At 62.9% G+C, this 23,285-nt stretch carries 20 protein-coding genes; 12 read left to right on the plus strand and 8 right to left on the minus strand.

Features of this window, described 5'->3' with window-relative positions:
* Window positions 1-11: 11 nt before the first annotated feature.
* From DCO45_RS09450 to DCO45_RS09460, 3 genes are all read right to left on the minus strand, one after another.
* Complete coding sequence (locus DCO45_RS09450; protein ID WP_116925608.1) at window positions 12-443, minus strand: hypothetical protein; 432 nt, start codon at window positions 441-443, stop codon at window positions 12-14.
* Between the two features lie 154 nt (window positions 444-597).
* Window positions 598-1,230 carry a uracil phosphoribosyltransferase gene (gene upp / locus DCO45_RS09455; RefSeq protein ID WP_021028434.1) on the minus strand — a complete coding sequence of 211 codons (633 nt, stop codon included), beginning with the start codon at window positions 1,228-1,230 and terminating at the stop codon, window positions 598-600.
* A 112-nt stretch (window positions 1,231-1,342) separates the two neighbouring features.
* Window positions 1,343-2,326, minus strand: a complete 984-nt coding sequence (locus DCO45_RS09460; protein WP_116925609.1) for a threo-3-hydroxy-L-aspartate ammonia-lyase — start codon at window positions 2,324-2,326, stop codon at window positions 1,343-1,345.
* Between the two features lie 260 nt (window positions 2,327-2,586).
* On the opposite strand from DCO45_RS09460, the gene DCO45_RS09465 reads away from it, so the two are divergent.
* Window positions 2,587-3,351, plus strand: a complete 765-nt coding sequence (locus DCO45_RS09465) for a basic amino acid ABC transporter substrate-binding protein (RefSeq protein WP_021028432.1) — start codon at window positions 2,587-2,589, stop codon at window positions 3,349-3,351.
* Between the two features lie 65 nt (window positions 3,352-3,416).
* A complete protein-coding gene (locus DCO45_RS09470; RefSeq protein ID WP_116925610.1) occupies window positions 3,417-4,193 on the plus strand; it encodes an amino acid ABC transporter permease in 777 nt (258 codons plus the stop codon).
* 68 nt (window positions 4,194-4,261) lie between these two features.
* Here the strand turns inward: DCO45_RS09470 and DCO45_RS09475 are convergent.
* Together DCO45_RS09475 and DCO45_RS09480 are read right to left on the minus strand one after the other, a co-directional pair.
* Window positions 4,262-5,637 (minus strand): IS3 family transposase gene (locus tag DCO45_RS09475; protein ID WP_116925611.1). Its coding sequence is split into 2 segments (ribosomal slippage): window positions 4,262-5,148 and window positions 5,148-5,637, totalling 1,377 coding nucleotides; the frame shifts between segments, so codons are not numbered across the junction.
* A 122-nt stretch (window positions 5,638-5,759) separates the two neighbouring features.
* The gene (locus DCO45_RS09480) at window positions 5,760-7,280 is read right to left on the minus strand and encodes a helicase HerA-like C-terminal domain-containing protein (RefSeq protein WP_116925612.1); all 1,521 of its coding nucleotides are present in this window, start codon (window positions 7,278-7,280) and stop codon (window positions 5,760-5,762) included.
* A gap of 78 nt (window positions 7,281-7,358) precedes the next feature.
* Between DCO45_RS09480 and DCO45_RS09485 the strand changes: the two genes are divergently transcribed.
* The 7 genes from DCO45_RS09485 to rng all read left to right on the plus strand — a co-directional run bounded on the left by DCO45_RS09485 (window position 7,359) and on the right by rng (window position 14,138).
* Entirely contained in the window at window positions 7,359-8,078 is a 720-nt protein-coding gene (locus tag DCO45_RS09485; RefSeq protein ID WP_116925613.1) for a YebC/PmpR family DNA-binding transcriptional regulator, read from the plus strand.
* On the plus strand, window positions 8,075-9,352 hold the full coding sequence (gene purD / locus DCO45_RS09490) for a phosphoribosylamine--glycine ligase (protein ID WP_116925614.1): 1,278 nt from the start codon (window positions 8,075-8,077) through the stop codon (window positions 9,350-9,352). Before DCO45_RS09485 ends, purD begins: the two co-directional genes overlap by 4 nt.
* A gap of 54 nt (window positions 9,353-9,406) precedes the next feature.
* Window positions 9,407-10,342, plus strand: coding sequence for an oxygen-dependent coproporphyrinogen oxidase (gene hemF, locus DCO45_RS09495; protein ID WP_116925615.1), 936 nt, complete (start codon window positions 9,407-9,409; stop codon window positions 10,340-10,342).
* 258 nt (window positions 10,343-10,600) lie between these two features.
* A complete protein-coding gene (gene rsfS, locus DCO45_RS09500) occupies window positions 10,601-11,320 on the plus strand; it encodes a ribosome silencing factor (RefSeq protein ID WP_116925616.1) in 720 nt (239 codons plus the stop codon).
* A 73-nt stretch (window positions 11,321-11,393) separates the two neighbouring features.
* A complete protein-coding gene (gene rlmH, locus DCO45_RS09505) occupies window positions 11,394-11,861 on the plus strand; it encodes a 23S rRNA (pseudouridine(1915)-N(3))-methyltransferase RlmH (protein WP_116925617.1) in 468 nt (155 codons plus the stop codon).
* A 153-nt stretch (window positions 11,862-12,014) separates the two neighbouring features.
* Window positions 12,015-12,629, plus strand: a complete 615-nt coding sequence (locus tag DCO45_RS09510; RefSeq protein ID WP_116925762.1) for a Maf family protein — start codon at window positions 12,015-12,017, stop codon at window positions 12,627-12,629.
* A 21-nt stretch (window positions 12,630-12,650) separates the two neighbouring features.
* Complete coding sequence (gene rng / locus DCO45_RS09515; protein WP_116925618.1) at window positions 12,651-14,138, plus strand: ribonuclease G; 1,488 nt, start codon at window positions 12,651-12,653, stop codon at window positions 14,136-14,138.
* Window positions 14,139-14,216: 78 nt separating this feature from the next.
* Here rng and DCO45_RS09520 read toward each other — a convergent pair whose 3' ends face one another.
* The 3 genes from DCO45_RS09520 to DCO45_RS09530 all read right to left on the minus strand — a co-directional run bounded on the left by DCO45_RS09520 (window position 14,217) and on the right by DCO45_RS09530 (window position 16,990).
* Window positions 14,217-15,380, minus strand: a complete 1,164-nt coding sequence (locus DCO45_RS09520) for a pyridoxal phosphate-dependent aminotransferase (protein ID WP_116925619.1) — start codon at window positions 15,378-15,380, stop codon at window positions 14,217-14,219.
* 93 nt (window positions 15,381-15,473) lie between these two features.
* Window positions 15,474-16,415, minus strand: coding sequence for a CysB family HTH-type transcriptional regulator (locus tag DCO45_RS09525; protein ID WP_116925620.1), 942 nt, complete (start codon window positions 16,413-16,415; stop codon window positions 15,474-15,476).
* Window positions 16,416-16,585: 170 nt separating this feature from the next.
* Window positions 16,586-16,990, minus strand: coding sequence for a CbiX/SirB N-terminal domain-containing protein (locus DCO45_RS09530; RefSeq protein WP_116925621.1), 405 nt, complete (start codon window positions 16,988-16,990; stop codon window positions 16,586-16,588).
* Window positions 16,991-17,282: 292 nt separating this feature from the next.
* Here DCO45_RS09530 and DCO45_RS09535 point away from each other — a divergent pair, with 292 nt between their 5' ends.
* From DCO45_RS09535 to DCO45_RS09545, 3 genes are read left to right on the plus strand one after another with little or no spacing between them, the layout of a single operon-like run.
* Window positions 17,283-18,524, plus strand: a complete 1,242-nt coding sequence (locus tag DCO45_RS09535) for an efflux RND transporter periplasmic adaptor subunit (protein ID WP_279324805.1) — start codon at window positions 17,283-17,285, stop codon at window positions 18,522-18,524.
* A 26-nt stretch (window positions 18,525-18,550) separates the two neighbouring features.
* Entirely contained in the window at window positions 18,551-21,721 is a 3,171-nt protein-coding gene (locus DCO45_RS09540) for an efflux RND transporter permease subunit (protein ID WP_116925623.1), read from the plus strand.
* Window positions 21,722-21,741: 20 nt separating this feature from the next.
* Window positions 21,742-23,262, plus strand: a complete 1,521-nt coding sequence (locus DCO45_RS09545; RefSeq protein ID WP_116925763.1) for an efflux transporter outer membrane subunit — start codon at window positions 21,742-21,744, stop codon at window positions 23,260-23,262.
* Window positions 23,263-23,285: the final 23 nt, after the last annotated feature.

Genomic DNA, 23,285 nt, shown 5'->3' on the forward strand with positions numbered 1-23,285 from the left:
TGGAGGCCTGCTCAGCCCATGTCCGGCTTGCAGTCAAACGCCGCCTGCAAGCCATTGTTGCCATCGGGCAGGCGCACGGCGGCTGGCGATGCGCTGGCCTCGTACAGGCCCACGCAGTGCTGCGCTGCCAGCGCACGCGCCAATTGCAGTGCGGCCTTGGCCTGCGACGGCTGCACGGCCACAAAAACTATATTGCGGCCAATGCTGTAGTCGGCGAGCAGACTTTTGTCTTCGGGTGGGAGTTCTTCCCGGTAAGGGCCTGACCGGGGGGGAAAGCGCTGCATCATATCCAGGCACCAGGCTTTGAGCGACAAGGTGGCGACGGCCGGGTCCTCATAGTCATGGTGCTCAGGCCATTCGGTCTGCGCCTGGAACCAGAGACCAAAGGCCGACGCCTCCTTGGGCGCGGCAGTGGGCGCAAAAACCAGCAGATGGTAGCTCATGGTGTGGTCTCCCGGCAATGATGCCCCGAAGCCCATTTAACCAAAGCTGCTGCGTGTTGGGTGTGCGATTTGTCCTACGCCCTGCCATGGGCAAGCTGCGGCGTCGTCGGACCTCGCATGCCCAGCGCGCGGTGGGCAGGCGGTGTGGCTGGGCTTACTTGGTGCCGAAGATGCGGTCGCCCGCGTCGCCCAGGCCCGGCAGGATGTAGCCGTGGTCGTTGAGCTGGCGGTCCACGGCGGCCGTGTAGATGTCCACATCGGGGTGGGCGGCCTGCATGGTCTTGATGCCTTCAGGGGCTGCGAGCAGGCACATGAACTTGATCGACTTGGGCTGGCACTTGTCCTTGAGCTGCTGCACGGCGGCGGCGGCCGAGTTGCCGGTGGCCAGCATCGGGTCGACAACGATCACATCGCGCTCGCCCATGTTGTCGGGCATCTTGAAGTAGTACTCGACGGGTTGCAGCGTTTCGGGGTCACGGTAGAGGCCGATGTGGCCGATACGGGCGCCGGGCACCACGTTGAGCATGCCGTCGAGAAAGCCATTGCCGGCGCGCAGGATGGAGACCAGGGCCAGCTTCTTTCCATCGATGACCTTGCCGACCATCTTTTCCATCGGGGTTTCGATCTCAAGATCCTGCAGCGGGAAATCGCGTGTAATTTCGTAGGCCATCAGGGTGGACAGCTCGCCGAGCATGCGGCGAAAGCTGTTGGTCGATGCCTCCTTGCGGCGCATCAGGGTGAGTTTGTGCTGGACCAGCGGGTGGTCGATGAGGTGAACGGTGCTCATGGTAGTTGCCAATGTCATTTTTGGCCGCAATGGTAGCAGTGCCGCTCTGTGGCCGTGCGCTGCCGGTGAATATATTTACCGAATGGTAGGCTTTTGCAGTCCCAACCGCGGCTCAGGCACTGCCCAGCAATTGGGCGTAGCGGCCCAGGTCCACATTGCCGCCACTGATCAGCACGCCCACGCGGGCGCCCTGCAGATCGACTCCGCCAAAGCGGGCCCCGGCCAGGCTCAGCGCGCCGGTGGGCTCGACCACCATCTTCATGCGCTCGGCATAAAAACGCATGCAGTCCACCAGCTGCGGGTCACTGGCGGTGACGATGTCGGTCACATTGCGGTGGATGATGGCATAGGTCAGATCGCCCAGTGCCTGGGTCTGCGCGCCATCGGCAATGGTGCGGGGCGTGGCGATCTTGACGATCTCGCCCTTGCGCAGCGATTGCTGGGCATCGTTGCCGGCCTCCGGCTCCACGCCATAGACCTTGCACTGGGGTGCCATGGCCTTGGCCGACAGCAGGCAGCCCGACAGCAGTCCGCCGCCGCCCAGGCAGACAAACAGGTAGTCGAGCTGGGGCACGTCCTGGAACAGTTCCATCGCGCTGGTGCCTTGGCCGGCAATCACATCGGCATGGTTGTAGGGCGGCACCAGGGTCATGCCGCGCGCCTGGGCAATGCGCTGGCTGATCGCCTCGCGGTCTTCGCTAAAACGGTCATAGGTGATGACCTCGGCGCCATAGCCGCGCGTGGCATCGAGCTTGGCCGCCGGGGCGTCTTCGGGCATCACGATGGCCGCGGGCATGCCCAGGATGCGGGCCGACAGCGCAATCGCCTGCGCATGGTTGCCCGACGAAAAGGCCAGCGCGCCGCGCTGCGCCTGCTGCGGCGAGAACTGGGCCAGCGCGTTGTAGCCGCCCCGAAACTTGAAGGCGCCCATGCGCTGGTAGTTCTCGCACTTGAAGAAGAACTCTGCCCCCGTCAATTGGTCGAGGGTGGACGAGCGCAGGACCGGCGTGCGGTGGGCAACGCCCTGCAGGCGCTGGGCAGCGGCCTGCACATCGTCAAAAGTGGGGAGCGGGGTGGCGGCGGCGGTGGCGTTCATGGTCGATCAGGGTGGCAGAGGCATCGAGGGATTCATGGTAGTGGCTTTTTGGCGGTTTGGTGTCGCTCTGGTGGTCCGCCTTGGGGGTGCTGCAGGCTGCATGCAGCGCTGCGGGTCGCTGCGGCGCCCGACACCTGGCTCGCGAGGCTGGCAGACAAGCTTGTGCGCAACGCTGGCGGGCAGGCTGTAACCACCGTTGCCTATAGGCGTTTACGTATAATCGGCCGCTTGTATCGGCTTATGTTGCTAAAGGTTGGGGTATGTGGAACAAAAAATTTGCGCTGGCCATCGGTGCCGCAGCGGTCTCGGTGTTGGCAGCGGGCGCGGCGCAAGCGCAGGGCCGTGATCTCGTGGTGGCCTCGAGCGCGACCTACGCACCTTTTGCGTTCGAGAACAAAGACAAGCAAATCGTGGGTTTTGATATCGACATCGTCAATGCCATCGCCAAGCAGCAGGGCATGAAGCTGCGCATCGTCAACACACCGTTCAGCAGCATCTTTGCCTCGCTCAACAATGGCGATGTGGACTTTGTCATCTCCGGCGTGACCATCAACGACAAGCGCAAGCAGAGCTTTGATTTCTCCCAGCCTTACTTTGATGCCCGCCAGCTGATTGCCGTGCCCAAGGACAGCACGGTGGCCTCGCTCAAGGACCTCAAGGACAAGAAGGTGTCGGTGGTCAGCGGCTCGACCGGTGACGATGTGATGAGCCGCGAAGTCGGCAAGACCAGCGCCAATATCCGCCGCTTCGAGAGCACACCGCTGATCATCTCCGAGCTGGCCGCCGGCGGCGTCGATGCGGCGATTGGCGACAACGGCGTCATCGCCTACCGCGTCTCGCAGTACCCGGCGCTCAAGACTGTCGATGATGCGAGCTTCCCCAAGGAGCATTTCGGCATCGTCGTGCGCAAGGGCGACAAGGCCCTGCAAGACAAGATCAACGCCGGCCTGGCCGCCATCCGCGCCGATGGCAGCTACAACGTGATCTACAAGAAGTGGTTCAACCAGGACTACAAGCCCCAATAAGGCAAGGCTTGGCGCAGTTGCAATGACGGCCCTGTGGCCGTCATTTTGTTTGAAGGAATGGATTGATGGACAACAACACCCCCGTAGAGTGGTTCGGCTGGTTCCGCCCCGATATCCTGGTGGAATACAAGCAGATGTTTTGGCAGGGTGCCATGGTCACCATCGGCATGACGGTGGCCTGCGTGATCATGGGTTGCGCGCTGGGCCTGATGCTGGCCCTGGCACGCCTGGCCGACACGCGTCACCAGCCCTGGAAGGGCGTGTGCAAATACCTGCTGCGCTGGCCATCGACGGCCTATGTCAGCTTTTTCCGGGGCACGCCGCTCTTTGTGCAGATCTTGCTGATGCATTTTGCCGTGATGCCCTTGTTCGTGCACCCGGTCAACGGGCTGTTCATCAGCGGTGACCTGGCGCGCACGCTCAAGCAGGACCATGGCGCGCTGATGTCGGGGGTCGTGGCCTTGACGCTGAACTCGGCGGCCTATATCTCCGAAGTGTTCCGCGCCGGCATCCAGTCGATTGCGATGGGCCAGAAGCAGGCGGGCATGTCGCTGGGCATGACGCATGGCCAGATGATGCGCTATGTGGTGATTCCGCAGGCCTTTCGCCGCATGCTGCCGCCGCTGGGCAACAACATGATCTCGTTGCTCAAGGACACCTCGTTGGTCTCGGCCATCGGCCTGGCCGAGATGGCCTATGCCGCGCGCACCGTGGCCGGCGCCTATGGCCGCTACTGGGAGCCCTACCTCGCTGTGGCGCTCGCCTATTGGCTGATGACCTTTATGCTGACCCTGGGCCTGCGGGCACTGGAAAACCACCTGGCACGCACCGATCGCACTTGACTGCGCAGCGCATAAGCGAACAAAAAGCCGGCATTTGAACTGACCCCAAGAAGTTGGACAGTTGGAAGCTAGGGACTGAAGGCCTGAATCCGGTATTGCACCGGACTCAGGCCTTTTAGTTTTAGCTTGATGCGTTGGTGATTGTAGTAATGGATGTAGTGGTGAAGACCTTCTTGAAGCTGCGCCACACTGCTGAACTTGTTGAGGTGGAAGAACTCGGACTTCAAGGTTCCGAAGAAGCTCTCCATCGCTGCGTTATCCAAGCAATTGCCCCGACGTGACATGCTTTGCACCAGGCCATGATCGGCCAGCAAGCGGCGATAGGCACGACTTTGGTACTGCCAGCCCTGGTCGGAATGCAGCAATGGTTTTTCCTCCCTGCCCAGCTTGCCTAGCGCCTTGCGCAACATGTCACCCACCATCTTCAAGCGCGGTTGCGTATTCATCTGATAGCTCACCACCTCGCCGTTGAATAGATCCATGACAGGCGACAGGTATAGCTTTTTACCCAAGACGTTGAACTCTGTCACGTCCGTCACCCATTTCTGGTTAGGCTGCTCGGCCATGAACTGGCGCTGCAACACATTGGCCACGTCCGCGTGCTGCCCGGCGCGATAGGAGCGATATTTCTTGGGCCGAACCAGGGACTTCATCCCCATTACCTGCATCAGGCGCTGCACGCTCTTGTGGTTCACATGACAGCCATTGCGCTTGAGTTCAAGCGCAATGCGCCGATAGCCATAGCATCCTTTGTGAAGCTCGTAGACAGATCGGATCTGAGCCTTGAGCTCAGCGTATTTGTCGCCTCTCCTGTGCACTTGAGCCTGGTAATAGAAGGTGCTGCGCGCCAGCTTACCTGCCCGCAGCAAGTCCTTGAGGTCGTGATCTGGCCTTAGCTCAAGCACTATCCGCGCTTTTTCTGCGCAGCTTGTTTTTTCGCCTGAACCAAGGCCTCCAATTTTTTTAGGTACGCCACCTCCGCGCGCAGGTACTTCACCTCTTTGAGCAAATCTGCGTGCGAACGCGTGTCGTCCGCAGACATAACTGCTTGTGCCTGTGCGGGCTTGGCTGTGGGTGGGTTTGGCATCTTCTTGGAGCGTCCTCTTGGCCGGGGTGCAAGTGCTTGCGGCCCACCGTCATGATATTGCAGCTCCCAGGCGCTGATGACACCCGTGCCACCCCGGATATCAAACAAGGTAATCGTCTCTCGTGCAGACAGATCATCTCGCCACATCCGCTGCAACACTGCCAGTTTGAAGTCAGCGCTGTAGCGACTGAACTTCTTGCGCAACCCTGATAGGCCATGCTGCTGGTAGCTCTTTACCCAACGTCGCACTGTCGCTTGGTCGAGACCGTGAGCATGGGCCAGTGCTCTGAACCCATGCTGCCCCTGCACGTAGCCCTGGACAACTTCCAGCTTGTAACTCTCGTCGTACTTCGCCATGAAAAACACCCCAAAGGTTGGATGGATGTCCAACTTTTGGGGTGCAGTTCAATTGCCGGCTTTTTCTTTGCCTGCGCCCTGTTAGGCCTGCCAGGTTTGCCAGGTCACGCAGGCGGGCAGTTTTATTTTTTGCCACCCATGATGCTGCCCAGCACGCCGCGCAGAATCTGGTTGCCCAGCTTGGTGCCAAAGGAGCGGGCCGTGGACTTGGCCATGGACTGCACGATGCCGTCCTTCTTGCCCCCGCGCGGGCCGGTGGTGCCAAACAGGATGTCGTTGATGCTGCCCATCAGGCCGCCATCAGCAGGGGTTGCGGCGCCGCCTGCAGCGCCCGCGCTGGCCTTGCCGCCTTGCTCAGCCGTGGCCTGTCCGGCACGTGCCTTGAGGATCTCGTAGGCCGACTCGCGGTCCACCGGCGCGTCATAGACGCCAGCGACCAGCGAATTTTTCAGCAAGGCCTGGCGCTGCTCGGTGCTGATGGGGCCGATCTGGCTGCCAGGCGGCAGCACATAAACGCGCTCGGTCACGCTGGGGCGGCCTTTTTCGTCGAGAAAGCTGACGAGCGCCTCACCGACTGCCAGCTCGGTGATGGCCGCTTCAATGTTCAAGCCCGGGTTGGCGCGCATGGTGGTGGCGGTGGCCTTGACGGCCTTCTGGTCGCGCGGCGTGAAGGCGCGCAGCGCATGCTGCACGCGGTTGCCCAGCTGGGCGAGCACGCTGTCGGGAATATCCAGCGGGTTTTGCGTGACGAAATACACGCCCACGCCCTTGGAGCGCACCAGGCGCACGACCAGCTCAATGCGCTCTTGCAGCACCTTGGGTGCGTCATTGAACAAGAGGTGGGCTTCGTCAAAGAAAAACACCAGCTTGGGCTTGTCGGGGTCACCAATTTCCGGCAGTTTCTCGTACAGATCGGACAGCATCCACAGCAAAAAGGTGGAATACAGGCGCGGCGAATTCATCAGCTTGTCGGCCGCCAGGATGTTGATCACCCCTTGCGTGCCCACCGTTTGCATCATGTCGTCGATGTTGAGCATGGGCTCGCCAAAGAAGTTGCTGCCGCCTTGCTGCTCGACCTGCAACAGGCCGCGCTGGATGGCGCCCACGCTGGCCGAGCTGATGTTGCCGTAGTCGGTGGTGAACTGCTTGGCGTTCTCACCCACATAGGAGAGCATGGCGCGCAGGTCCTTCAGGTCCAGCAGCAGCATGCCGTTGTCATCGGCGATCTTGAAGACCAGGTTGAGCACGCCCATCTGCGTGTCGTTCAGGTCCAGCATGCGGCCCAGCAGCAGCGGGCCCATGTCCGAGATGGTGGCGCGCACCGGGTGGCCTTGCTCGCCAAACACATCCCACAAGGTGGTGGGGCAGGCCTTGGGCGTGGGCAGGTCAATACCACGGTCTTGCAAGGTGGCAGCGAGCTTGCCGCCAATCTGGCCTACCTGGCTGATGCCGGTCAAATCGCCCTTGATATCGGCCATGAACACCGGCACGCCAATGCCCGAGAATCCCTCGGCCAATGTCTGAAGGGTTACAGTCTTGCCCGTGCCGGTCGCGCCGGTGATCAGCCCGTGGCGGTTGGCGAGGCCGGGAAGTAAAAAACACTCCGTTGTGCCATTTTTGGCAACCAGTAGGGGTTCAGCCATCGTAGGTTTCCTCTCCAGCATCAAAGTCAAAAGTAAAATCGCAGTCTAGCTAGATAAAACAATAGCAAAGGAAATTCTGTGGCAGGACACAGCAAATGGGCCAATATTCAACACCGCAAGGGTCGTCAGGACGAAAAACGCGGCAAGGTATGGACCCGTATCATTCGTGAAATTATGGTCGCTGCGCGGCAGGGCGGTGCGGATTTGAGCGCCAACCCGCGCCTGCGTCTGGCGATCGACAAGGCCAAGGCGGCCAACATGCCGGCCGACAACATCAAGCGCAACATCGACAAGGCCACCGGCAACCTCGAGGGGGTGACCTACGAGGAAATCCGCTACGAAGGCTATGGCATCGGTGGCGCGGCCATCATTGTTGACACCATGACGGACAACCGCGTGCGCACGGTGGCCGATGTGCGCCATGCGTTCAGCAAGCACGGCGGCAACATGGGCACCGAAGGCTCGGTGTCCTTCCAGTTCCGCAACCTGGGGCAGCTGGTGTTCGCCCCCGGTGCCGACGAGGACAAGATCATGGAAGTGGCGCTCGATGCGGGCGCCGAGGATGTGATCACCGACGAGGAGGGCGCCGTCGAAGTGCTGACGCCCCCGTCAGAATTCGAAGCGGTGCGCAATGCGCTGGAGGCAGCGGGCTTCAAGCCCGAAGTGGCCGAGGTGACGATGCGCCCCGAAAATACCGTAGATCTGGATGAGGAAGGTGCGGCCAAGATGCAAAAATTGCTGGACGCATTGGAAGATCTGGATGATGTTCAAGATGTTTACCATAACGCGGCGCTATGAAGGTACTTGTGATTGGTGGCGGCGGCCGTGAACACGCAATGGCCTGGAAGTTGGCGCAATCGCCCAAGGTCTCCAAGGTCTATGTAGCCCCGGGTAACGCAGGCACCGCACGCGACAAGCGTCTAGAAAACCTGCCGATCACCGATGTGGTCCAACTGCGCGAATGGGCGCAGGACAACGGTGTGCAGCTGTCCGTGGTGGGCCCCGAGGCGCCTTTGGCCGCCGGCGTGGTCGACGAGTTCCGCGCGCACGGCATGAAGATCTTTGGCCCGACCAAGGCCGCTGCACAGCTGGAGAGCTCCAAGGCTTTTTCCAAGGATTTCATGGCGCGCCATGGCATCCCGACGGCGCAGTACGAGACCTTCAGCGATCCGGTGGCGGCCCATGCCTACATCGACAAGCTGGGCGCGCCCATCGTCGTCAAGGCCGACGGCCTGGCCGCCGGCAAGGGTGTGGTGGTGGCTACCACGGCCCAGGAAGCGCACGATGCCGTGGACTTCATGCTGGTGGACAACAAGTACGGCGTTGCCCATAACGACGGCGGCGCCCGTGTGGTGATCGAGGAGTTCCTCGACGGCGAAGAGGCCAGCTTCATCGTGCTGTGCGACGGCAAGAGCGTGGCGGCCATGGCGACCAGCCAGGACCACAAGCGCCTCAAAGACGGTGACCAGGGCCCCAATACCGGCGGCATGGGTGCCTACTCGCCCGCCCCGGTGGTGACGGCCGATGTGCATGCCCGCGCGATGCGCGAGATCATTCTGCCCACCATCCGTGGCATGGAAAAAGACGGCATTCCCTACACCGGCTTCTTGTACGCGGGCCTGATGATCGACAAGGCGGGGCACCCCAAGACCTTGGAGTTCAACTGCCGCATGGGTGACCCTGAGACCCAGCCGATCATGATGCGCCTCAAGAGCGATCTGGTCGATGTGATGCAGGCTGCCACCGACGGCAAGCTTGACCAGATCGAGCTGCAGTGGGACCGCCGCACGGCCCTGGGTGTGGTGATGGCCGCCCATGGCTACCCGGACGCTCCCCGCAAGGGCGATGTGATCACCGGCCTGCCCGAGGATGAAGAAGAGGTGATGGTCTTTCACGCCGGCACCACGGTGCAGGATGGCAAGCCCGTCACCAGCGGTGGCCGCGTGCTGTGCGTGACCGCCTTGGCCGACAACGTCAAGCAGGCGCAGCAGCGCGTGTATGCCGCTGCCGCCCAGGTGCATTTCGATGGCGCGCAATACCGCCATGACATCGGCTACCGCGCGGTCAAGTGACTGCCAACAAGCCCACAGTGAGCCAGGCCCGTGCTGTCCTCGTCCGTTGACCAAGTGAACGCTGGAACCCAGGCCCTGGCGGTGGCCGCCTATCTCCAGTCGCTGCAGGCCTCGATCACCGAGGCCGTTGAGGCGCTGGAGCAGGAGGCGGGCAGCGCCGTGCGCTTTCTGGCCGACGCCTGGCAAAAGGCACCTGGCGAAAAGCTGCAAGGCCAGGGTCTGACCAAGATCCTCGAAGGCGGCACGGTGTTTGAGCGCGCAGGCGTGGGTTTCTCGCAAGTGCGGGGCCCGCAGCTGCCGCCTTCGGCCACCCAGCACCGGCCGGAACTGGCAGGTGCCCCTTTCACGGCCATGGGCGTGTCCCTGGTCTTCCATCCGCGCAACCCCTATGTGCCCACGGTGCACATGAATGTGCGCATGATTGCCGCAGGCCACCCCGGCCAGCCGGCCACCTGCTGGTTTGGTGGCGGCATGGATCTGACGCCGTTCTACCCGTTTGCGCAGGATGCGCAGCATTTCCACCAGGTCTGCCACGATGCGGTAGCGCCCTTCGGTGCCGAGCTGTACCCGCGCTTCAAGCAGTGGTGTGACAGCTATTTTTTCCTCAAGCACCGCAACGAAGCGCGCGGCATCGGCGGCATCTTCTTTGATGACTTCTCCGAGCTGGGCTTTGAGGGCGGCTTTGCAATGCTGCAGTCGGTGGGCGATGCCTTTTTGAAGGCCTATGTGCCCATCGTGCAGCGCCGCAAGGACGAGGTCTATGGCGAGCGCGAGCGCGAGTTCCAGCTCTACCGGCGCGGGCGCTATGTGGAGTTCAACCTGGTCTGGGACCGGGGCACCCACTTTGGCCTGCAGTCGGGCGGGCGCACGGAATCGATCCTGCTGTCGATGCCGCCGCTGGCGAGCTGGAGCTACCAGCGCCAGGACCCAGAGGGCTCGCCCGAAGCGCGTTTGCTTGCGGACTTTTTGCAGCCGCGTGATTGGCTGTAAACACCGGCCGCCTCAGTCCGCCGGCACCACTTGTGGCAGGGCTGGCGGGGCCTGCCGTCTGCACTGCAAGGCCTTACCAGGGCGCCATTTGGCGCAGCTTGCGTATAATTGACGTTCCGCTGACCGTATTCATGCCCCATCGCAGGCTGTGCGGCAGTATCTCTTGAAGGCCTTGCCCTTTTGCCACGGCGTGTTGACGCGATCAACAATAACTGCAACACGCGCTATAGTACAAACACTTTCATCCATCACCGACTGATGACCACCGCCAAAAAATCCGAATCCACTGCCAAGAAATCTGTGCAATTGCTGCAGCGTGCCATCGTTGATGGGCTGGAAGATGTGAAAGCACAAGATATCCAGGTTTTCAATACCGAGCACCTCTCGCCGCTGTTTGAGCGCGTGATCGTCGCTGCCGGTACCTCGAACCGCCAGACCAAGGCCTTGGCTGCCAGCGTCAAGGACGCCGTCAAGGAAGCGGGCTTTCCCAAGCCACGCACCGAAGGCGAAGACAACGGCGAATGGATCATTGTCGACTGCGGCCCGGTTGTGGCCCACATCATGCAGCCGATGATCCGCCAGTACTACCGCCTCGAAGAGATGTGGGGCGACACGCCCGTGCGCGTCAAGCTGGGCGCTGCCAAGCCCAAGACCGCCAAGCCGGCCAAGGCCAAACCAGAAGCCGTTGCCGACACCGCTGCTGACAGCAAGAAGAAGCCCGCTGCACGCAAGCCTGCCGCTGCTGCCAGCGCTGCCGATGCACCAGTGAAGAAGACCGCTGCGAAGAAGCCAGCGGTCAAGAAGATCTCGGGCACCGTGGCCAAAAAGCCTGCGGCCAAGAAGACCAGCGCTGCTGCCACCGTCAAGACCGTCGTGGTCAACAAGCCCAAGGCCAGCAAGCCCGCAGCCAAGTCGGCCGTCGCCAAGCCTGCAGCCAAGAAGCCAGCGGCCAAGCGCGCGACCAGCAAGGCCAAGTAACACCCCCTCAACCTGCGGGTTGCAAAGAGCTGTACTGCCAAGCAGGACAGCTCTTTTTCATTGGAGATTTCGCATGAAGATTTTCATTGTTGCGGTGGGCCAGCATGTACCCGATTGGGCGCAGACCGCTTATGACGACTATGCCAAGCGCTTCCCGCCCGAGCTGAAGGTGGAGCTCAAGGCGGTCAAGACCGAGCCGCGCGGCTCCAAGACGGTGGAGACCCTGTACGCCGCCGAGCGCAAGCGCATCGAGGCGGCGATCCCGCGCGGCACACGCATTGTGGTGCTCGATGAGCGCGGCACCAACCTGACCACCAAGGCGCTGGCCCAGCGGGTCAAGGGCTGGCAGCTCGAGGGTGACGATGTGGCGCTGATCATTGGTGGCCCCGATGGGCTGGACCCCGAGTTCAAGGCTGCTGCGCATGAGCGCATTCGCCTCTCGGACATGACCTTGCCCCATGCGATGGTGCGGGTGCTGCTGATCGAGCAGCTCTACCGCGCCTGGTCGGTCAATGCCGGCCACCCCTACCACCGCGAGTAGGCCCAGAGCGCCTGCGCTCGGGTGGGCGAGGGCAGGGCAATATCCCCGCTTGCCAGCGGGTTGCCGGATGCGTTATGCTGCAAAAATAATAGCTGCTTGCGCTGGATTGATGGGCGCAGGCGCTTTTTTCAAATCAAGGCCTCGCTTCCCACCATGCATCCCTTCGTCTACCTGGCGTCACAGTCCCCGCGGCGCAGTCAACTGCTCGAACAGATTGGTATCGCCCACCGCTTGCTGGTGGCCCAGGACGGCGATCCCGAACCCCAGGACCCCGAAGCGCTGGAGCAGGTGCTGCCGCGCGAATCGGCCACCGACTATGTGCAGCGCGTGACCGGGCTGAAGCTCGATGCCGCGTTGGCCCGGCTGCAGCGGCGCGGCTTGGACCCAGCACCGATTCTGTGCTCTGACACCACGGTGTCGCTGGGCCGGCATATTCTGGGCAAGCCCGAGACGCCGCAGCAAGCGAGCGAGATGCTGCAGGCACTCAGCGGCAAGACGCACCGGGTATTGACCGCTGTGGCCCTGCAAAGCGGGCGCAAGCGCTTGACGGCCTTGTCCGTCTCCAGCGTGCAGTTTGCGCCTATCGATGCCGCGCAGATCGAGGCGTATGTTGCCAGTGGTGAGCCCATGGGCAAGGCGGGCGCCTATGGCGTGCAGGGGCGGGCGGCAGCGTATATTGCCAAGATCAGCGGCAGTTATTCCGGCATCATGGGGCTGCCCGTGTTCGAGACGGCCCAGGTGCTGCGGGCTGCAGGGTTTGCCATTTAAGGCCCTCTAAGAATGACTTCTATGCAAAATGATATTTTGATCAATTGGGCGCCGCAGGAGACGCGCGTGGCCATCATTGAGGGTGGCGCCGTGCAGGAGCTGCACCACGAGCGCACCCTGGAGCGAGGCCTCGTAGGCAATGTTTACCTGGGCAAGATATCGCGCGTGCTGCCCGGCATGCAATCGGCCTTTATCGACATTGGTCTGGAGCGCGCCGCGTTCTTGCATGTGGCCGATGTCTGGCAGCGCCAGGAGGGTGGCCTGGCGCCGATGTTTGCGCGCAAGGGCGAGCCCCAGGTACCGATTGAAAAGCAGATCTTCGAAGGCCAGTCGATCATGGTGCAGGTCATCAAGGACCCGATCGGCACCAAGGGCGCGCGGCTGTCCACCCAGATCAGCGTGGCCGGGCGCCTGCTGGTGTTTCTGCCCCAGGACGACCATATCGGCGTCTCGCAAAAAATCCCCCAGAACGAACGTGATGCGTTGCGCGCCCGCCTGCAGGCATTGGTGGGCACGGCGCAAACCGGCGGGGGCGGCGGTTTTATCCTGCGCACCAATGGCGAGGACTCCAGCGATGAGGAACTGGCCGAGGACATCAGCTACCTGCGCAAGGTCTGGAAGCGCATCAAGGACAGCGCTGCCAAGCAAGCCGCCAAGAGCTTGTTGCACCAGGACCTGAGCCTCATGCAGCGCGTGCTGCGCGACATGGTCACGGAAAACACCCAGTCGATCCGCATCGATTCGCGCGAGCAGTTTGTGCTGCTGCAGCAGTTTGGCCAGGAGTTCATGCCCGCCGCGCTCCCCAAGCTGCAGCTCTACAAGGGCGAGCGCCCGATCTTCGACCTGTACTCGGTTGACGAGGAGATTGCCCGCGCGCTGGGCCGGCGTGTGGATCTCAAGTCGGGCGGCTACCTGATCGTGGACCAGACCGAGGCCCTGACCACGGTCGACGTGAACACCGGCGGCTATGTGGGTGCGCGCAATTTTGACGACACTATCTTCAAGACCAACCTGGAAGCGGCCCATGCCATTGCCCGGCAGCTGCGGTTGCGCAACCTGGGCGGCATCATCATCGTCGACTTCATCGACATGGTGCACGAGGACCACCAGGCGCAGGTGCTGCATGAGCTGCGCAAGCAGCTGCAGCGCGATCGCGTCAAGACCATGTGCGGCGAGTTCTCCCAGCTGGGCCTGGTAGAGATGACGCGCAAGCGCACGCGCGAGTCCCTCGCGCATATGCTTTGCACCTCGTGCCCGGTCTGCCATGGCGTCGGTGAAGTCAAGACCGTGCGCACCGTCTGCTACGACATCCTGCGCGAGATTTTGCGCGAGGCACGCCAGTTCAACCCCAAGGAGTTCCGCGTGATCGCAGCCCCTCCGGTGATCGAGATGCTGCTGGACGAAGAGAGCCAGCACCTGGCCGGCCTGTCCGATTTCATCGGCAAGCCGATCTCGCTGCAGGCCGAAGGGCGGGATGGTTCGGACCAGTACGACATCGTGCTGCTGTAGCTCCAAGCCGGCTGCATCCACCCAGCAAAAAGCCCGGCAAGATCGGTTCTCGCCGGGCTTTTGCTATGGGACGGCTGCTTAAAGCTTGCGCAGGCGCTCCAGCGCCGCCAGCAACGTTTCATCCTTTTTGGCGTAGCAAAAGCGCACCACCTGCTGGTCAAAGCCGTCGCCATAAAAGGCGGACAGCGGAATGGCTGCAACGCCCAGGTCCTTGACCAGTTGCTGGCAGAACTCCGCTTCGCTGGCATCGGTCACGGCCGAGATATCCACGCATTGGAAATAGGTGCCTGAGCTGGGCAGGAGCTTGAGGCGCGAGCCTTCGAGGCCGGCGCGGAACAGGTCGCGCTTCTTTTGGTAGAAGGCCGGCAGGTTCAGGTAGGGCGCGGGGTCCTTCAAATACTCGGCCAGCCCCACCTGCATGGGGGTGTTGACCGTGAAGACATTGAACTGGTGCACCTTGCGAAATTCCGCCGTCAGCGGCGCCGGTGCGGCCACGGTGGCTACCTTCCAGCCGGTCACATGGAAGGTCTTGCCAAAGCTGCTGACCACATAGGCGCGCGCGGCCAGGCCCGGGTAGCGTGATGCGCTTTCATGGCGCTCGCCGTCGAACACCATGTGCTCGTAAACCTCATCGGCCAAGAGCAGGATGTTGGTCGGGGCCAGCAGGTCTTGCAGCTGCTGCATCTCCTGCGCGGTCCAGGTGGTGCCGCTGGGGTTGTGCGGCGTGTTGATCAGCAGCAGGCGCGTCTTGGGCGTGATGGCTGCTGCGATCTTGCCGAAATCAGGGCGGAAGGTCTTGGGGGTCAGCGGCACGCGCACCGGCACGCCGCCAGCCAGCTCGATATTGGGCACATAGCTGTCATAGCAGGGGTCCAGCACGATGACTTCATCGCCGGGGCTCACGCAGCTGAGGATGACGGTGAGGATGGCCTGGGTGGCACCGGCGGTGACAGTGATTTCGCTGTTGGCGTCATAGCGCTTGCCATAGAGCGCTTCGATTTTCTGGGCCACCACCTCGCGCAAGGCTGGCACACCGGTCATTGGCGGGTACTGGTTGTGGCCGGCCTGCATGGCGCGGCTGACGCTGTCGATCAAAGCCGGATCACAGCCAAAGTCCGGGAAACCCTGGCCCAGATTGACGGCCTTGTGCTCGGTCGCGAGCGCCGACATGACGGTGAAAATGGTGGTGCCCACGTTGGGCAGGCGGCTGGGGAACGATGGGGTCAGGGCAGAAGCGGACATGGTGGACGGGGCGGGACACAAGACCACGGCCGGCCAGCGGGACCGAGATCCATGCATCCATCGATCAAAAAATGGGGTGAAAAGGGTTGCGGATCAGAGTTCGTAGTCAGCCACATGGCCGACCATCGCTCGGCCGATCAGATCACGGTTCAAACGGTCGCTGATCAGCTCGGCAAATTTGTAGACGAAATTGCGCATATAGGCGCCGCGCTTGAAGGCCACGCGCGCCACACTCTCGCCAAAGAGGTGACCCATGGGCCGCACGGCCAGGTCCTTGATCGGGTCATCGCGCATGGCCATCTCGGCCACGATGCCAATGCCCAGGCCCAGGCGGACATAGGTCTTGATGACGTCGGAGTCAATCGCTTCGAGCACGATCTTGGGCGTGAGCTGGCGGGCTGCCATCGCCGAATCGATCTTGCCCCGGCCGGTGAAGGAGGGGTGGTAGGTGATCAAGGGCTCGGCCGCAATGTCTTCGAGGTTGATGCGTTCCTTTTGCGCCAGAGGGTGCTGGTGCGGCATGACTAGCACGTGCTGCCATTCGTAGCAGGGCAGGGTCACCAGCTCGGGGTAGTCGGCCAGCGACTCGGTGGCCATGCCCAGGTCGGCCTGCTCATCGATCACCATGCGCGCGACTTCGGCGGGCGTGGCCTGGTGCAGGCTGACCGTCACCTTGGGGTAGTGCTCACGCAAACGCGCCACCGGGGTGGGCAGCACATAGCGTGCCTGGGTGTGGGTGGTGGCGATGGAGAGGGTGCCGCTGTCCTGCGCGCTGTACTGGTCGCCAATGCGCTTGAGGTTGCCGACCTCGCGCATGATGATCTCGATGCTGCGCAGCACCTGCTGGCCCGGTTCGGTGATGCGTTTGAGGCGCTTGCCGTGGCGTGCAAAGATGTCGATGCCCAGTTCCTCTTCCAGCTCGATGATGGCCTTGGAGACGCCGGGTTGCGAGGTGTGCAATGCCTTGGCCGCCTCGGTCAGGTTGAGGTTGCGGCGCGCGGCCTCTTGCACAAAGCGGAACTGATGCAGGTTCATACAATGATGCGGAATATGAATGTGCATCATTATGCTTGATTGGAATATAAAAAGCAGCCCTTAGACAGAAACCCAAGCGGCGGGGCGGAATTTTGGCACGCCGCGCTTGCCGCGCATCGCCATAGGCGTGGCGTCTAGGCCCATATAGTTCGGCGATGCGACTCGGGCCACTAGCCCTGCAGCTTGCCTTGCAGATAGCCGCCAGCCATGTCCGCCAACAGCTGGATGACCCGGGCATCCTCGCCCATCGCCGGGGCGATGCGCAGCTGCAGCTGGGGGTAGCGCGGGGCGAGTTCCTCGACCAGCGCGGGAATGTCTTCGCTGGCATGCTTGCCCACGCCAAAAAGCAGGGGCCAGATGGTGATGTGGGTCAGCTGCGGATGCGACTGCAGCAGCTGGGCCACGGCGGGGCCGAGCGGCGGCTCGCACCAGTCCAGGTAGGCGCAAGCCACAGCAGCAGCCGGTTGCGCTTGCTGCACCTGGGCGAGCAGGTGTTCGGCATTGCGGCGCCAGACGGGGTCCTTGGAGCCGTGAGACAGCAGGATGAGGCCAGTGGCAGAGGAGGGCGATGGCATGGGGCGATGGTGGTGGTCTAAGGTGGAAAGGTGTTTGCGGCTGTAAAGCTTGGAACCTTTGATCATTATCGCTTTCCCATGGATGGGCGCGATTGGCGCCCGCGCTGATACCGCATGTAGCAAAATGTACAGCTTGCGCGGCCAGGTCCGAAAAACCTGCCCATCCTGCGCAACGCTTTACACTGCCTACATATTTAGCTGTAAAAATAGTAGTTTGCTCTACCTGAAGCCAAAACCGATGATGCCGGATGTTTCCAATTTTTCGCGCCAGTCTCTGGCACCGTTTCAATCTTTGGCAACTGTCGGAAAGCTTTCCTCCCCCTGTACGTTTGGCCAGCTCGCCCGGGTTGGCGCGGTGGTCGCGGCCCTGGGCCTGCTGACTGCCTGCACGGACAAACCTGCGCCCACCGCTGCAGCGCCGCAGGCCCCGGAGGTGGGCATCATCACCGTGCAATCCGCATCGCAGCAGCTGACTGCCGAGCTGCCGGGCCGCACCAATGCCTTCATGATTGCCGAGATTCGCCCCCAGGCCAACGGCATTGTCGAAAAGCGCCTGTTCACCGAAGGTGCCTCGGTCAAGGCCGGTCAGGCGCTCTACCAGCTCGATGACCGGCCCGCGCGGGCCGCGGTCAACAGCGCAGAGGCGGCACTGGCCAAAGCCAAGGCCACGGCGCAGACGGCGCGTAGCAACGCAGCGCGCAACAGCGAGCTGGTCAAGATCGATGCCATCAGCCGCCAGGTGTTTGATGACAGCCAGGCGCTGGTCGCGCAGACCGCCTCCGATGTGGCCGTCGCCCAGGCCGCGCTGGACAATGCGCGCATCAATCTGCAGTACACCCGCATCAGCTCGCCCATCAGCGGCAAGGTCAGCACCTCGGCCGTCACGCCCGGTGCGCTGGTCACGGCCAACCAGGCGACGGCACTCACCACCGTGGTGCAGCTCGATCCGATGTATGTGGACTTCACCCAATCGAGCACCGAGATGCTGCAGCTGCAGCGCGACCTGAAGGCGGGGCGCTTTCAACGCCTCGAAGGCGACCAGATTCCGGTGCGCATCCGCCTCGATGACGGCACCGAATACAGCCATGAGGCCAAGCTCAAGTTCTCCGGCGTGATTGTCAGCTCCACCACGGGCACGATCACCTTGCGCGCGCAGGTGCCCAACCCCGATGGCGTGCTGATGCCCAATATGTATGTGCAGGCCTTGCTGCCCACGGCCGTGGCGCCCGATGCGCTGCTCGTGCCCCAGCAATCGGTGGTGCGCGATTTGACCGGCAAGCCGACCGTCTTGGTGGTCACCGCCGAGGACAAGGTGCAAAAGCGCACCTTGCAACTGGACCGCGCTGTGGGCAGCCAGTGGCTGGTGGGCAGTGGGCTCAAGTCCGGTGAGCGCGTGGTGGTCGATGGCTTCCAGCGCGTCAAGGACGGTGACAAGGTGCGGGTGGCCGAGGTGGACCTCAAGGCACAGGCCGAGCGCGTGCGCAGCCCGGGACGCGTTCCCGGCCAGGCCGCAGCGCCGGCAGCAGCCCAGTAAGACACCCAGAACCCGAGGCTGCATCCATGGCACAGTTTTTTATCCAGCGCCCCATTTTTGCGTGGGTGATCGCCATCATCATCATGCTGGGCGGGGCCCTGTCCATCTCCAAGCTGCCGCTGGAGCAGTACCCCGAGATTGCGCCGCCACGCGTCACCATCGGCACCCAGTACACCGGTGCATCGGCCGAGACGGTGGAGAACTCCGTCACCCAGATCATCGAGCAGCAGCTCAAGGGCATTGACAACATGCTCTACATGAGCGCGACCAGCAATGCCTCTGGCCAGGCCCGCATCACCTTGACCTTTGCGCCCGGCACCAATGTGGACGTCGCCCAGGTGCAGGTACAAAACAAGATCCAGGGGGCGCTCAACCGCCTGCCCGAATCGGTCAAGAGCCGGGGCGTGTTCATCAACAAGGGCGGCCAGGATTTTCTGGTCACCTACAGCTTCTACTCGCAAGACCCGACGATGACCGAGGTCGACATTGGTGACTACATCAATGCCAGCCTGGTCGATGTGATCGGGCGCCTCGAAGGCGTGGGCGACATCAATGTGTTTGGTACGTCCTATGCCATGCGCATCTGGATGGACCCGGCCAAGATGGAGAAATTCGGCCTGATGCCGTCGGACCTGGCCAATGCGCTCAATGCGCAAAACGCCCAGGTCTCAGCCGGCCAGCTGGGCGCGCTGCCAGCGGTGAACAACCAGCAGCTCAATGCCACGATCACCGCGCGCACCAAGCTCAAGACCGTGGACCAGTTCGAGGACATCGTGCTCAAGGCTGCGACCGATGGCTCGGTGGTCACCATCAAGGATGTGGCGCGGGTGGAGCTGGGCGCGGAAAACCTGAACGTGCAGGCCAAGCTCAATGGCATGCGCGGCGCTGGCATGGGCATCATCTTGGCCGATGGCGCCAATGCGATGGCGGTGTCCGATGCCGTCGCGGCCAAGCTGGCCGAGATGAAGCCGTACTTCCCCAACCAGATCGACTACTTCGTCAGCTCGGACTCCACCCCCTTTGTGCGTGCCTCCATCCATGAGGTGGTCGCAGCGCTGGGCGAGGCCATGGTGCTGGTGGTAATCGTGATGTTCGTGTTTTTGCAGAACCTGCGCGCGACCTTGATTCCGGCCATTGCCGTGCCAGTGGTGCTGCTGGGCACGTTCGGCGTGCTGTCGATTGCCGGTTACTCGATCAATACCTTGACGATGTTTGCGATGGTGCTGGCCATCGGCTTATTGGTGGACGATGCCATTGTCGTGGTGGAAAACGTCGAGCGGGTGATGCACGAGACGGGCATGTCCGCCAAGGAGGCGACCAAGGTCTCGATGCGCGAGATCACGCCGGCGCTGGTCGGCATTGGCGTGACCTTGTCGGCGGTGTTTGTGCCGATGGCCTTTTTTGGCGGCTCCACCGGGGTGATATACCGCCAGTTCTCGATCACCATCGTCGCGGCCATGGCGCTGTCGGTGTTTGTCGCGCTGACCTTGACCCCTGCGCTGTGCGCCACCATCCTGAAGGCGCCCGCGCATGCGGGCGGCCATGAGCGGGCCATTCGCAAGGGCCTGTTTGGCATCAGCGACCGGTTCTTCCGCTGGTTCAACCGCAACTTTGACCGCACTGCCAGCCGCTACCAGGGCATCGTCGCCCGCAGCCTGCGCCGCGCCAAGCGCATGATGCTGATCTTTATCGCGGTGCTGCTGGGTGTGTGGCTGCTGATGCACAAGCTGCCCACGTCCTTCCTGCCCGATGAGGACCAGGGCTTTCTGTACGTGAACGTCAACCTGCCCTCGGGCGCGGCAGATGCGCGCCTGCAGGATGTGCTCGACGAGGTGCGCGAGTACCTGCTCCAGCAACCCGACATCATCAGCTTCAACCAGGTCTCGGGCCTCAACGGCGACCAGAGCTCGGCGCGTGGCTTTATCCGCCTCAAGCCCTGGGATGAGCGCAAGCTTCCATCGCAGTCGTCGGCAGCCATCGCCAACAAGGCCACCAAGGACCTGTCGCGCATCCGCGATGCACGCGTCTTGGTGATTCTGCCGCCGGCCGTGCGCGGCCTGGGTGCCAGCTCGGGCTTCAACTTCATGGTCAAGGACATGAACAGCATCGGCCACGATGGCCTGCTGGCCGCCAGCAACCAGGTGCTCGCCGCGATGCGTGCCAACCCCAATCTGACTGCCGTGCGCACCACCAATCTGGACGATGCGGCCGAGCTGCGCGTCGATGTGGACGACCGCAAGGCCGCAGCGCTGGGGCTGTCGTATGCCGACATCAACAGCGTGCTGTCCAGTGCGATGGGCGGCACCTATGTGAATGACTTCTTGAACAATGGCCGGGTCAAGCGCGTCTACATCATGGGCGATGCGCCGCACCGCATGCTGCCCCAGGACATCGCCAAGTGGACCGTGCGCAACAAGAACGGCGAGATGGTGCCCTTTGGAGCGTTCTCGGACAGCCACTGGGCCTATGGCTCGCCCCAGCTGCTGCGCTACAACGGCAGCCCGGCCTATGAGTTTGAAGGCCGCGCGGCACCCGGTATCAGCTCGGGCGCGGCGATGCAGGAGGTCGAAGCCATCCTGGCCAAGCTGCCCGCCGGCCTGGGCTATGAATGGACCGGTGCCTCGCTGCAAGAGCGCCAGTCCGGTGCGCAGGCGCCGATGCTCTATGCGATCTCGATCCTGTTCGTGTTCCTGTGCCTGGCCGCGCTCTACGAGAGCTGGACCGTGCCGCTGTCGGTGATGCTGGCCGTGCCGCTGGGCGTGATTGGTGCACTGGCGGCGACCTATACCCGGGGCCTGACCAACGACGTGTATTTCCAGGTGGGCCTGCTCACCACGGTGGGCCTGGCGGCCAAGAATGCCATCTTGATTGTGGAGTTTGCGGTGCAATTGCAGGAGCAGGGCAAGCAGCTGTTCGATGCCACGGTCGAAGCCGTGCGCCTGCGCCTGCGTCCCATCCTGATGACCTCGCTGGCCTTTGGCTTTGGCGTGATTCCGCTGGCCATTGGCACCGGCGCCGGCGCGGGCGGGCGCAATGCGATCGGCACGGCGGTGCTGGGCGGTATGGTGGCCTCGACCGTGCTCGGCATTTTCATGGTGCCGGTCTTCTTCCTGCTGATCCGCAGCTGGTTCCGCTCCCACAGCCGCCATGACGAGGCGCCCGCGCAGGCCAGCCCAGCGCAGGAGACCGCGCCATGAGCCGTTTTGACACTTTTTCCATGACCCGTGCTTATCGTTTGCCGCTGTCGCTGTTGGCAGCGGGCCTGCTGTCCGCCTGCAACCTGGCACCGCAGTACCAGCGCCCTCCAACGGCGGTGCCCGCTACGCTCGACGGCGTGGCGCAGACCTTGCCTGCCGACTTTGTCGTGGAGCCCGCTGTGGCCGATACCTTGGAGCTGCTGCCCTGGCAGCAGTGGGTGGAGAGCGCAGGCCTGCGCCAGTTGATTGAGCAGGGACTGCAGAACAACCGCGATCTGCGCGTGGCGATCGCCAATATCGAAAAGGCGCGCGCGCAATACGGTGTGCAACGCGCCGACCAACTGCCCAGCCTGAACGCCAATGCCCAAGGCAGCCGCACCCGCACCGCAGATGATCTGCGCTCGTCGACGGCGCCATCGTCCGTGGCCAACCAGGTGAGTGTGCAGCTGGGTCTGGCCAGCTATGAGCTCGATTTTTGGGGCCGGGTGCGCAACCTGAGCGAGGCGGCCTTGCAGCAGTACCTGCTGGTCGAAGAAAACCGCCGCAGTGTGCAGCTGGGCCTGATCACCGATATCGCCAATGCCTGGGTGGCCCTGGCCAGCGACCAGCAGCGCCTGCAACTGGCGCGCGATACGCTGGCCACGCGCGAGCAGGGCTATGGACTGGTGCAGCGCATGCACCAGCTGGGCGCCACCAATGGTCTGGTGCTGGCCCAGAACCAGACGGCGGTCGAGACCGCCCGCAACGATGTGGCTGCCTACGAGTCGCAGGTGGCGCGTGATCGCAATGCGCTGCAGTTGCTGGTGGGCGGGCCGGTGTCGGGCGATATGCTGCCCCCGGCGCCCAGTGCATCGCTCAGCAGCAATGAGGTCAAAAGCGCGGGCTCGGGCCAGCTGCTCGACGGCGCAACGCCACAGGTCAAAGCGCCTGGCGTCGCCACCGCGATGACCGTGGTGCCAACCGGCCTGTCATCGCAGGTTCTGCTGGCCCGGCCCGATGTGGCCGCTGCCGAGCACAGCCTGCAGGCCCAGTACGCCAGCATTGGCGCGGCGCGTGCGGCTTTCTTCCCCACCATCAGCCTGACGGCCAATGCCGGCACTGCCAGTGATGCGCTCTCGGGCCTGTTCGATGGCGGCAACCGCGCCTGGAGCTTTGTGCCGCAGATCCGTCTGCCGATTTTTGACGGTGGCCGCAACCAGGCCAACCTCGACATCGCGCAAGCGAACCGCGACGCCGCGCTGGCCCAGTACGACAAGGCCATCCAGGTCGCTTTCCGCGAGGTGAGCGATGCGCTGGCCGATCGCGCCACGATGCAGCGGCGCCTGAACTCGCAAGTGGCTTTGGTGCAGGCGGCCAGCCGCGTGCTGCAGCTGTCGCAGGCGCGCTTCAAGGCCGGGGCCGACGACTTTCTCACCGTGCTCGATGCGCAGCGCAGCCTCTATGCGGCCCAGCAAACCCAGATCACCTTGATGCAGGCCGAGCAGGTCAACCGCATCAGCCTGTACAAGGCGCTGGGCGGGGGTATCGACAAGGTGTCGTGAGGTCGCAGGCGCTAGGACCCTCG

The organism is Comamonas sp. JNW, assembly GCF_003105075.1.
In the GTDB taxonomy this organism is placed as follows: domain Bacteria; phylum Pseudomonadota; class Gammaproteobacteria; order Burkholderiales; family Burkholderiaceae_C; genus Comamonas; species Comamonas squillarum.

Coding starts and splice junctions, on each gene's coding strand:
- DCO45_RS09530 (WP_116925621.1), bottom strand. CDS start 16,990: ATGCCATCGCCCTCCTCTGCCACTGGCCTCATCCTGCTGTCTCACGGC.
- DCO45_RS09460 (WP_116925609.1), bottom strand. CDS start 2,326: ATGAACGCCACCGCCGCCGCCACCCCGCTCCCCACTTTTGACGATGTG.
- DCO45_RS09450 (WP_116925608.1), bottom strand. CDS start 443: ATGAGCTACCATCTGCTGGTTTTTGCGCCCACTGCCGCGCCCAAGGAG.
- rng (WP_116925618.1), top strand. CDS start 12,651: ATGCAAAATGATATTTTGATCAATTGGGCGCCGCAGGAGACGCGCGTG.
- DCO45_RS09510 (WP_116925762.1), top strand. CDS start 12,015: ATGCATCCCTTCGTCTACCTGGCGTCACAGTCCCCGCGGCGCAGTCAA.
- DCO45_RS09545 (WP_116925763.1), top strand. CDS start 21,742: ATGACCCGTGCTTATCGTTTGCCGCTGTCGCTGTTGGCAGCGGGCCTG.
- DCO45_RS09470 (WP_116925610.1), top strand. CDS start 3,417: ATGGACAACAACACCCCCGTAGAGTGGTTCGGCTGGTTCCGCCCCGAT.
- rsfS (WP_116925616.1), top strand. CDS start 10,601: ATGACCACCGCCAAAAAATCCGAATCCACTGCCAAGAAATCTGTGCAA.
- DCO45_RS09520 (WP_116925619.1), bottom strand. CDS start 15,380: ATGTCCGCTTCTGCCCTGACCCCATCGTTCCCCAGCCGCCTGCCCAAC.
- rlmH (WP_116925617.1), top strand. CDS start 11,394: ATGAAGATTTTCATTGTTGCGGTGGGCCAGCATGTACCCGATTGGGCG.
- DCO45_RS09480 (WP_116925612.1), bottom strand. CDS start 7,280: ATGGCTGAACCCCTACTGGTTGCCAAAAATGGCACAACGGAGTGTTTT.
- purD (WP_116925614.1), top strand. CDS start 8,075: ATGAAGGTACTTGTGATTGGTGGCGGCGGCCGTGAACACGCAATGGCC.
- DCO45_RS09465 (WP_021028432.1), top strand. CDS start 2,587: ATGTGGAACAAAAAATTTGCGCTGGCCATCGGTGCCGCAGCGGTCTCG.
- upp (WP_021028434.1), bottom strand. CDS start 1,230: ATGAGCACCGTTCACCTCATCGACCACCCGCTGGTCCAGCACAAACTC.
- DCO45_RS09540 (WP_116925623.1), top strand. CDS start 18,551: ATGGCACAGTTTTTTATCCAGCGCCCCATTTTTGCGTGGGTGATCGCC.
- DCO45_RS09525 (WP_116925620.1), bottom strand. CDS start 16,415: ATGAACCTGCATCAGTTCCGCTTTGTGCAAGAGGCCGCGCGCCGCAAC.